The following is a 9,012-nucleotide window of genomic DNA, read 5'->3' as shown; positions in this document are numbered from 1 at the left end:
CCGCCGCCTTGCCCGTATTCCGGTGTGCGCGGCGGCCGTTCCTTGTGGGGCAAACGACCGGCACACTCAGCGACCGGGCCGGGCTACTGTGCCCGTCGTACGGGGCTGACACCGGCCATGGCGGTCGCGCATGACCTCACCTGGAGGGCGACCCTCGCCTGATGCGGCGTCAACTTGAGACGTTGCACGACTGACAAAGTTCCCTGCACGGACGACAAAGTCCGAAGCCCACGACGACCCTAAGTAGCTGTTGTCGTACCGATCTTGGGATTTGTCGATCGAACGGGAGTCCCGATTGGGTGGTCGCGGGGGTACACGGGGATGCTGGATCTGTTCAAGGAAGCTGCGGGTTCCCAGGTCGGCGTAGCACGTCGGCCGACGCTGAGAACCCCCATGAGGCAGGGCCGCGCGCAGCTGCCTTCAGCGCCGGTGCGTCGGTCGCTGTGGCGACTCGTCACACACTGGATGGAAGGCGTGCGTCGCGCATCATTCCGGTCTGGGAGTGACAGTTGATGTACTCGAAGCTCTGCTCCTTGCCGTCGGACACCGAAACCTCGTGATAGAGCCGCAGCTTGTCCAGCCCGGCGGCAACCCGGAAGAACGTGGTGAAGATCCGCAGATGGGTCGGGTGGGACTCGGCCCACCTCTCCAGCTTGTCCAGCGACCTCCAGTGGCCGATGTTGTAGCTCTCGTCGAGCTCGTTGCCGTCCAGATCGATGCTGCGCACGAACCGGTTGCTGTAGCAGCCCAGTGTCGCGCCGTCGTCGCGGAGGAAGTCCATGCCGTCCTCGAGCGTCGGGAGGATCTCGTCGAGGTACAACGAGCGCTCCTCGCCCTCCGCATCCCTCCAGTCCTGACCGGACCGGATGAGCGCAATGTTGTTGTGCCCGCGGACGACCACCCTGCCGCCCTGGGCTGGGTCGCCGAGTACGACGGTCAGCTCACGATCGGGTTGCATCCAGTCGGTCTGGGACAGCGGGAACCGCTCCCGCATCGATCCCCAGTAGCCGTGCTCGTTGACTTCGCCGCTGATCCGACCCATCACAGCGCCGACGCCCGGGAGGTTGTCCTGGAATGCGTACAGTGTCTCGAACTGGTCCACGCGGGGGGCGACGATCTCGCGGAAGTAGCCGAGGCCGTCGGAGAGGCGGTCGTCGGAACCCCACCAGTCCTTGACCTCGTCCGACCGGAGCCAGCGGCAGTAGGCCGCGGGGTCTGCCCAGTACCCGACCGCCATGAGGTTGTGATGGTTCTGGTTGTCGACGTGGTGAGTGAGGTCATGGTGGACCGCTCCGTCGGGGCCGTCGAAACTCGCGACGATGTGGCGCATTGCGGCGAGTGCGTCAGGACGCTGCGCCTGATCCGTGTACTGGACGCCGAGATAGGCCATCACGACCTGCTGCAGTGCGGCGTCCGCGCGCCCGACCCACATCGGGAACGGCGGCTGATAGTCGTCAGGAACCCGACGTGACAAGGAGCGGGGGCACTGCAGGTGGGTATCGATCGCGGATTCCATGGACGACTCCTCCTGTGAGGGAACTTGCGATGGGCCGGCGTTGCGGGCTTCGAGTTGGGCGGAAGGAACAGACGATTGGGGTTGGCACGTCACCAACCACCGGAGCTGACTCGCCGGAGCCCGGCGGCGGTGTGGACCTGACCGAGTTCTTCTGATGGGTCGGCGACGCCCGGGCCGCCACGTCGCACCCAAGCGGCGATGGCGCGGGCGCGTTCAAGGGTGTTGACCTGGGTGATCCAGGCGGGTCGGGCGCCTTGCCGGCGTGCTTGTGCGCTGGGGTTCACCACGACGACGTTCGACAGATCGCATGCCCAGAGGCAGTCGACGCGCAGCAGTTGGACACTCGGACCGGTCGTGTGTTCGAGAATCTCGGCAATGCCGTCGTGATCAACTTCGGGATGCTTGCGTGCGGTTCCGCAGCAGCAGCCCCGGCACATTCTGATCCGCGGCCCGGGGCCCCCGAGTTCGGGTAGCTCCGGCATTGGTGCTGTGCTCACGCCGGCGGCTCAGACCTCAGCGACCGAGGCCGGCTGCAAGTGTCGACGCCGTCCGATTCGCATTGGCGTGGGCGGGGACGTGCGGGTAACCACTTGGGAAGGCGTGAGGTAGGCGAACACGGCGCCGAGAACGAGCCACATCAGTCCGAGCTGCGTCAGCGATCCGACCCGGAATTCCCACACCAGGTCGGCCGGAACGTTGGCCGGCACCGGATCCGCAGCGTTGGGAAGGGCCCAGACCAGGACCAACGACCCGACGATCCCCAGAGCCGTGGCAGCAACTGCCCGCGACCTGGGCGCGAGTTCCTTCGCGCGTGCGAGAGCCGTGACGATCGTTGTCAGCGCGACAGCGCACACGATCGTCCCGAGGTAGGTGACCGCCCGGAGGCTGACGGTCGCGGGATCACCGACCGCGGGCGGGTTCGCCGGCACGATGATTGCCGGGGCAAGCGTGAACGCGACGAATCCGAGGCCGGCGAGCGTCATCGCCGAGCCCGCTGGGGACTTGCCCGGGAGCCTCGTGCCGAGGACCCGGTGGGCCAGCGCGAATGCGATGCCGATCAGGATCCCGACCAGCAGGACCGTGACCAGCGCGAAGACGACTTGTTCGTCTCGCGGCACCAGTGCATCTGCCGCAAGACCATGGCTGCCTGCGTGATCACCGCCGGCAGCATGGCTGTGACCGCCGGCTTCCCCCGCAGGTCCCCCGGCTTCCTCGATGGCTATCGCGGCGCGAATCGAAGGCTCGACGAGCCAGTACAACGCAGTGGCCCCCACACCGCCGGCTGCGGCGCCCGCGACAGCGCCGTGGCCGACAGTGCGACCGAGTGTTCTAGAGACCATCGGAGACCCACTCCCTCATCAGTGACACGGGACGCCGAGGGCGTGCCGCGCGTCGTGGGTGGCCTCATGGAGATAGTTGGCGGCCTCGGGTGAGATGAGCAGCCCGTTCTCCTGGAGGAGGAACAGGACGCTCAACAACGCGTACACGGCGAGCGCGACGCTGAGGGCGGTGGTCGGAAACTTGTTGCTCGCGACTGCGGTGTTGCTCAGTGCCATGAGTGTGTCCCTTCGGATCAGACGTGAACGGTGCGCGCGAGATCGACGGCGATCGGTTCGGTGTGCGCTTCGTGGTGGTTGCGGTTGGGCGGCAGTGCCAGGAGCTCTTGGGTCTGCAGGTCGACCTCGGTCCGACTCAGCAGGCCGGCGTCCGCCAGGACCGCCTCCAGCGCCGCGACCCAGTGCTGGTAGTACGACCACGGGCTCTCACCGGCATCGGGGTTGGCTGTCTGCCAGTCCTGGATGGATGCGATCAGGGCCTTCTGGAACTCCGACCAGTCGAACTTGAGCTCCTGATGGGCCGCGACGGCCATGGCGAATGCCCGGATCTCCCACGGGTGTTGGAACCCCATCTGGTCGGGATCTCCACCGGGCATTCCACAGACCAGGTTTTCGATCTCTCGACGCGCTTCACCCAGCTCTGCCGCGCTGGAACCCGGCGAGGGCAGGGTGGTCCGACTGGTCATGATGCGACCACGCCGACAGGACCGACGCCGATCATCGAGTCGCGCGTGACCAGAGGCAGGAGCTGCTCTTCCGTCCATCCCTCGGTGCCGGCCGGACGCTGCGGGAGAACCCAGTAGCGCATCTCGCTACTGGAGTCCCACACGCGTACCTCGACGCCGTCAGGCACCGTGAAGTTGAACGACTCGCGCAAGACCTGACGCGGCTCCCGGCTGATCGCCGCCCGGTACTGCGGATCCTTGTACCAGTTCGGCGGAAGCCCGAGCACCGGCCACGGATAGCAGGAACACAAGGTGCAGACGATGACGTTGTGTACACCCTCGGTGTTCTCCAGCACGACCATGTCCTCGCCCTGCAGGCCGCCGATACCGAGCTCCTGGCACGCCTCGGTGGCGTCTTCGATGAGCCGGGCCTTGAAGTCGGCGTCACTCCAGGCCTTCGCGACCACCTTCGCGCCGAGCTGCGGCCCTACCTCGTTCTCGTAGATCTCGACCATGCGGTCGATGGCCGGGGTGGTCATGACGCCTTGCTCGATGAGCATCGATTCCAGCGCCTTGACTCGGGCAGCGATCTCTTCCTGGGTGCGAATCTTGGCGCTCATGCGTGCGCTCCTTCGGGGGCCGTCGCGGAGGGTTCGGGGGAAGCGAGCTCGATGTAGGGGTCCCAGACGTCGAAGTAGACCGATCCGTTGGGCTCGGCGTGCTCGGCGCCCCACAGCTCCGAGTTGGTGAACCTGACCGTGTAGACGTGCTCGGGGTTCTCGCCGAGTCCGTTGCCGGCGCTGTCGGGGTAGATGAAAACTCCGTGGGCCCTCACGATCTCCCCGACGGCACCGCGGATGTACCTGGCGCGGCGGGTGTGCCCCTTGGGGGCCGAGCGGTCGACCCGGACGATGTCGCCGGCCTTGAACCGCGCGACCTTGTCCGACTCCCGCTTGGCGGATGCGCCCACCGGGACGACCGCCTCGACGAACGCCAGCAGTTCAGGGTCGTCCGCGTGCTCGGGGAGCGGAGCATCGGGGTTTGCGAGGTAGTACTCGGTGCGTCGGTCGAGCTCAACCATGTCGAGCTTGCCGAGCTGCTCGCCGAAGTGCTCGATGGTGTGGACCCAGTGCTCGTAGTAGGGCGACTTCAAGTAGACGGCCGGGTCGATGAGTTCGATGCCGTGGCGGAACTGGTCGACGCCGAAGAAGCCGGCTCGGAAGCACATGGCGAACATCGGGAAGACGGCCTTCTCCCACTCGGCGCGGAAGACCGGCTCCTCCTCGGGAACGATGACCGGACCGACACCGTCGGTGCCGGCGAGGTCGAACACTCCATTCATGCGGTGAGCTCCTTCTGGTGCTGGGGGGCGGTGAGCGTTCCGAGCGCGCGCTCGAAGGCATGGGCAGCACGCAGCACGCCCGCGTCGTCGTACTTCTTGCCGACGACCATCAGGCCGACGGGCAGGCCGTCGGAGAGACCTGCGGGAATGGAGCAGGCCGGGTGCCCGGTCACGTTGAGCGGGGCGGTGTTGGACACCATCTCCAGAGCTCGAGCGATGACTTCGCCGACCGGTGCGTCCGGCGGCGGGATCAGACTCGCGGTGATCGGGAGCGTAGGCATCACCAGGACGTCGTAGGACTCGAGTACCGCGTCGTAGGCGGCCGCGAGCGTACCCTCCAGGTTTCGGGCCTTGGCGTAACTGGCGCCGTAACCGTTGCGAAGCGCGTAGGTGCCGCCGAGGGCGACCAGCTTGACCGTCTCGGAGAACGCCGAGGGATCGTGTCGCCACCGCCGTCCGTAGTAAGCCATCTGGTCGGGGTCGTAGGTGCCCTTCCAGTTCAGGCCGTAGGCGTTGCCCTGCACCATCTGCCATGTGGCACCCTCCACGGAGATGACGTCCCAGATCGCAGCACCGTGCTTGTGCCAGGGGATCGACACGTCCTCGGCCACGTGGCCCGCCGCGGTCAGGCTTTCGATGGCCTGCCTGACGACGGCGTTCACACCGGGGTCGGAGTTGGCCTGGTCGAAGCCCTCGGTGACGACACCGATGCGCAGACCGTGGTCGAGCTGATCGAGTTCGGTGACGTAGTCCTTCCCGGTGACGCCGGTCGGCTGGCGGGGGTCCTTGCCGTCGGCGCCCGCGATCACGGTCAGCATCGCGGCGGCGTCGGCGACGGTGGGTGCGATGGGTCCGAGATGGTCAATGGACTGCTCGATCGGGAACGCGCCGGTATACGGCACCAGCCCGAAAGTCGGCTTGTGGCCCACAACCCCGCAGAAGGACGCTGGTATCCGGATCGAACCGCCCTGGTCGCCGCCGATCGCGAGGTCGACAGCGCCCGAGGCGATCAGGGTCGCACTGCCGCTGGACGAGCCGCCGCTCGTGCGGTCGCGGTCCCACGGGTTGCGGACCGGGCCGGTCTTGGACGTGTGTGAGGCCCCGGAGAAGCAGAGGTCCTCGCAGACCGCCTTTCCGGCGATGGTCGCGCCTGCGGCGAGCAGACGCGTGACGACGGTGGCGTCTGCGTTGGGGACGAAGCCCCGGACCGTCTCGGACCCGTTCATCAGGGGGATGCCGGCGACGGCGACGTTGTCCTTGATCGCGACGCGTCGGCCGGCCAGCGGGCCGTCAGCGCGATCGGCGATTTGGGTGGTCACGTACCAGGCACCGAGCGGATTGTCAGCCGGCTCGGACCACTCACGCGTCGGGACGGTCGGTGCCGCCTCATGGTCGTAGAGGTCGTCAACGACCGCCCACGAGCCAAGCAACCCCGAGGTTGCCCCGTGGTAGACGTCCAGATCCTCCGCGGTGATGCCGAGCCGCAACTCATCCGCGAGATCCTCGACGACGGCTCGCGATGGAAGCTCCATGTCAATCCTCCTATGTGTGAAATCGGGTCGACACACGCACGGGTGACACCGCCAGGCCGAACCCAGTGGGCCACCGAAGTGGCGCGGACCGGGCTGTAGCGGCGGCGAGCAGACCGCGGTCGAGGACCGCCGGTAGAACACCACTCGTGACGAGTGCCGCCAGCTTCCCGAGGGCTGCGTTCCCTTCCGATGGCTCAGGCGGCCCTGAGCTGACGCCGTATTGCGCGAAAGGCATCGTGGTGGCGCCTTCCGGGCAGGTCGTGCACCACGCCTTGGAACGTGGCCCCTCGGACGCTGACGCGGATGCACTGGGGAATGGTGGTCGCCTCCTGGTGAGGTTTCTCCGAGAGAACCGGGACATTAGTGGTCGTGCAGTGAAACTTCTTGACCCCGGGAGACACCCCCTTGACCGTCCGTGCCATCCGCCGGGAGCCGCGGAAGGAGCTGGTCAATCGCCCTTGGCGGGTCTATCGTGCGGCTCCATGGAGGACATCGCGTTCGCTGCAGGAGGCGCCTGGATAAGCGAAGTGCGCACCGTCAGCGCGTGGAAGGACACCATCTGTGACCACTTCGTCTCACTCCACATAGCACCGCACGCACCCCGGGAGTTCGTCGGCACAGTCGAGACGCGACGGCTGGGTCACATGACTGCCTCGTCGGTGGTCTCGACACCTCAGACCTTCACCCGCACGCCCAACCTGTTCTCAAGGGACGGCCGGCATCTCCTGCAGGTCGGGCTGGTCACTCAGGGCCACGGCGTGCTCGTCCAGGACGGACGTACCTGCGTCCTCTCCGCCGGCGACTTCGCCGTCTACGAGACCGCCAGGCCCTTCACGTGGGCGATGACCGGTGATTGGCGGCTTCTCGTTTACACCTGGCCCCGTGACGCGGTCGTCCTCTCAGAGCCGGAGAGCCAGCGGGTCACCGCGACAACGATCTCCTCCCAGACCGGCGTCGGCCGCTTCCTTTCACCGGCCCTCCGAGAACTCGTGCACTCGTCCGACCCGCTCTCGGCAGCCACCGCCGTCCGGGTCGCCGACCAGGTCGCCGAACTCACCGTGACGGCTGCCCTGGAGGCAGCCCGGCCCGACGAGGTCATCCCCGAAAACGACAAGTTCAAGCGAATCCAGCTCTTCATCGAGGACAATCTCGGCGACCCCGGCCTGACGCCCCAGATGATCGCCCAGCAGTTTTACCTGTCCCCTCGGACGCTGCATCGGCTCTTCGCCCGACGAGGACTCACCGCCGCCGGCTGGGTCCGAACCCGTCGGCTGGCGGCTTGCCGTCGAGCCCTCGTGGGAGAGCCTCGGGTCCCGATCACCGACATCGCGAGCCGCTACGGTTTCAGCAACCCGGAGGTATTCAGCAGAACCTTTGCGGCAACCTTCGGGACCAGTCCGAGCCACTACCGCAGGCCCCACCTGGGCTGAGCCTGCTGGCCATGCGGCGGGCGACTTTATCGCGGTCGGCCTCCGACGCGGGATCCCAGGAGGCAGGCAGGCGGTTGCCGTCCTCGCCGAGGCGGGCCGCCATCGGCTCCACCGACTCGCGCCGCCCGTCCATTTCTCACGGCTGACCCTGGCAGCAGCCGACGGCAGCCCACCCCATCGCCCTCCCCGACTGCTCCCGCGGTGGAGCCCGCACGCTGCACCGTTGCCTGCCTACACCCGCAGTGATCCCAGGATGACTTCGTCGATATCCGAGTCGTGGACCCGTATAGAGGCTTGGCTCGCCCAGCACACGCCTCGTACGTTTGCTGCTCTTGGCCCGCCGACGGAGCGCTCGGCAATTGCCGTGGCCGAACAGGCCATCGGTCAGCCGTTCCCCGAGCCCTTGGTGGAGTCCTTGCTGCGGCACAACGGCATGGGCCACTGCGACCTGCTGCCGCCGTTCTGGTCTTTGCTTGAGGTGCAGAGCATCACCAGTGTCTGGCAGACACGTATGAAGCTCTACGGAGATGAGCTGGCGGGAGCGGAGGAAGGCGGCCCGGACGGGGAATACGGGCCGTGGTGGGTCCCCTTCGCCTTTGACGGTGCAGGGGATTACCTCATCATCGATCAGCGTCTCTATCGTCGCCGCGGAAGGATCGGCAGGGCCGATCATGAAACAGGATGCTCCTTTTCGCGCCACCCCATGGGGCGTCGCTCACGGCTCTCCTGGATGCGACAGCCACGGCTCTGGAGACCTGCGAGGCGGCGGACGGTCACCTGCCTGTCGCAGTCGACGAGGATGAACTGGACTGGGACTTCTGATGCTCAGGCCGCTGCGACGGCCTGGGGGCGGGAGGACCACAAACCCCTTCGCGCCCTTGGCCCTGCTCACCGTTTTGATCGTCAGGTGGAGGAAGGACTTGGTCCAGTCAACGAGCGGGCCGGCGTAGGCCAAGTCGGCCCAGACAATGGCGATTTCGGGATGCACCAGCCGTAGCCGAAAGAGGGCTTCGAGGAATATCGATTTCGGCACATGGGCCCGGGCTACCTCAAGGGCAGGTGCTCAGGACTGGGCGGGAGGATTCACCACCGGGACGCCCAGCAGCTTCGCCACAGCGACCACCCCCGGTGCCACAGTCTCAGGGAGTCCATCCAGCTGCGGCCAGACCCCCGCGACGGGCAACTGGTCG

The 9,012-nt window shown here is 66.8% G+C and carries 8 protein-coding genes and 2 pseudogenes; 2 read left to right on the top strand and 8 right to left on the bottom strand.

Going from position 1 to position 9,012, the window contains the following annotated elements; translation table 11 throughout:
• Positions 1-454 precede the first annotated feature (454 nt).
• The 7 genes from oxdA to GAS53_RS53540 form a co-directional block, all read right to left on the bottom strand.
• Positions 455-1,516: an aliphatic aldoxime dehydratase gene (gene oxdA / locus GAS53_RS53570; protein ID WP_151485096.1), complete on the bottom strand. Its 1,062-nt coding sequence runs from the start codon at positions 1,514-1,516 to the stop codon at positions 455-457.
• 506 nt (positions 1,517-2,022) lie between these two features.
• Positions 2,023-2,856 (bottom strand): CbtA family protein, encoded by an 834-nt coding sequence (locus GAS53_RS53565; protein WP_151485095.1) that lies wholly within the window; start codon positions 2,854-2,856, stop codon positions 2,023-2,025.
• An 18-nt stretch (positions 2,857-2,874) separates the two neighbouring features.
• Entirely contained in the window at positions 2,875-3,072 is a 198-nt protein-coding gene (locus GAS53_RS53560; protein ID WP_151485094.1) for a CbtB domain-containing protein, read from the bottom strand.
• 17 nt (positions 3,073-3,089) lie between these two features.
• The gene (locus tag GAS53_RS53555; protein WP_225859702.1) at positions 3,090-3,425 is read right to left on the bottom strand and encodes a nitrile hydratase accessory protein; all 336 of its coding nucleotides are present in this window, start codon (positions 3,423-3,425) and stop codon (positions 3,090-3,092) included.
• Between the two features lie 110 nt (positions 3,426-3,535).
• On the bottom strand, positions 3,536-4,138 hold the full coding sequence (gene nthA, locus GAS53_RS53550) for a nitrile hydratase subunit alpha (protein ID WP_151485092.1): 603 nt from the start codon (positions 4,136-4,138) through the stop codon (positions 3,536-3,538).
• Positions 4,135-4,860: a nitrile hydratase subunit beta gene (nthB, locus tag GAS53_RS53545; protein WP_151485091.1), complete on the bottom strand. Its 726-nt coding sequence runs from the start codon at positions 4,858-4,860 to the stop codon at positions 4,135-4,137. The genes nthA and nthB overlap by 4 nt, the downstream gene beginning before the upstream one ends.
• Positions 4,857-6,392, bottom strand: coding sequence for an amidase (locus tag GAS53_RS53540; protein WP_151485090.1), 1,536 nt, complete (start codon positions 6,390-6,392; stop codon positions 4,857-4,859). Before GAS53_RS53540 ends, nthB begins: the two co-directional genes overlap by 4 nt.
• Positions 6,393-6,766: 374 nt before the next feature.
• Here GAS53_RS53540 and GAS53_RS53535 point away from each other — a divergent pair, with 374 nt between their 5' ends.
• Together GAS53_RS53535 and GAS53_RS57470 are read left to right on the top strand one after the other, a co-directional pair.
• Positions 6,767-7,822 (top strand): helix-turn-helix domain-containing protein, encoded by a 1,056-nt coding sequence (locus GAS53_RS53535; RefSeq protein ID WP_192583711.1) that lies wholly within the window; start codon positions 6,767-6,769, stop codon positions 7,820-7,822.
• Between the two features lie 253 nt (positions 7,823-8,075).
• Positions 8,076-8,393, top strand: a pseudogene (locus GAS53_RS57470) (SMI1/KNR4 family protein); the annotation flags it as partial.
• A gap of 279 nt (positions 8,394-8,672) precedes the next feature.
• Here the strand turns inward: GAS53_RS57470 and GAS53_RS57465 are convergent.
• Positions 8,673-8,834: pseudogene (locus tag GAS53_RS57465) on the bottom strand (IS5-like element IS4811 family transposase); the annotation flags it as partial.
• Positions 8,835-9,012 lie beyond the last annotated feature (178 nt).

Source organism: Streptomyces albicerus (genome assembly GCF_008905045.1).
In the GTDB taxonomy this organism is placed as follows: Bacteria; Actinomycetota; Actinomycetes; order Streptomycetales; family Streptomycetaceae; genus Streptomyces; species Streptomyces albicerus.
This window is presented reverse-complemented; position numbering and strand designations above follow the sequence as displayed.

What these genes read in the sequence shown, in the direction of transcription:
- oxdA (WP_151485096.1), bottom strand. Translation starts at nt 1,516, where the DNA reads ATGGAATCCGCGATCGATACCCACCTGCAGTGCCCCCGCTCCTTGTCA.
- GAS53_RS53565 (WP_151485095.1), bottom strand. Translation starts at nt 2,856, where the DNA reads ATGGTCTCTAGAACACTCGGTCGCACTGTCGGCCACGGCGCTGTCGCG.
- GAS53_RS53560 (WP_151485094.1), bottom strand. Translation starts at nt 3,072, where the DNA reads ATGGCACTGAGCAACACCGCAGTCGCGAGCAACAAGTTTCCGACCACC.
- GAS53_RS53555 (WP_225859702.1), bottom strand. Translation starts at nt 3,425, where the DNA reads ATGGGGTTCCAACACCCGTGGGAGATCCGGGCATTCGCCATGGCCGTC.
- nthA (WP_151485092.1), bottom strand. Translation starts at nt 4,138, where the DNA reads ATGAGCGCCAAGATTCGCACCCAGGAAGAGATCGCTGCCCGAGTCAAG.
- nthB (WP_151485091.1), bottom strand. Translation starts at nt 4,860, where the DNA reads ATGAATGGAGTGTTCGACCTCGCCGGCACCGACGGTGTCGGTCCGGTC.
- GAS53_RS53540 (WP_151485090.1), bottom strand. Translation starts at nt 6,392, where the DNA reads ATGGAGCTTCCATCGCGAGCCGTCGTCGAGGATCTCGCGGATGAGTTG.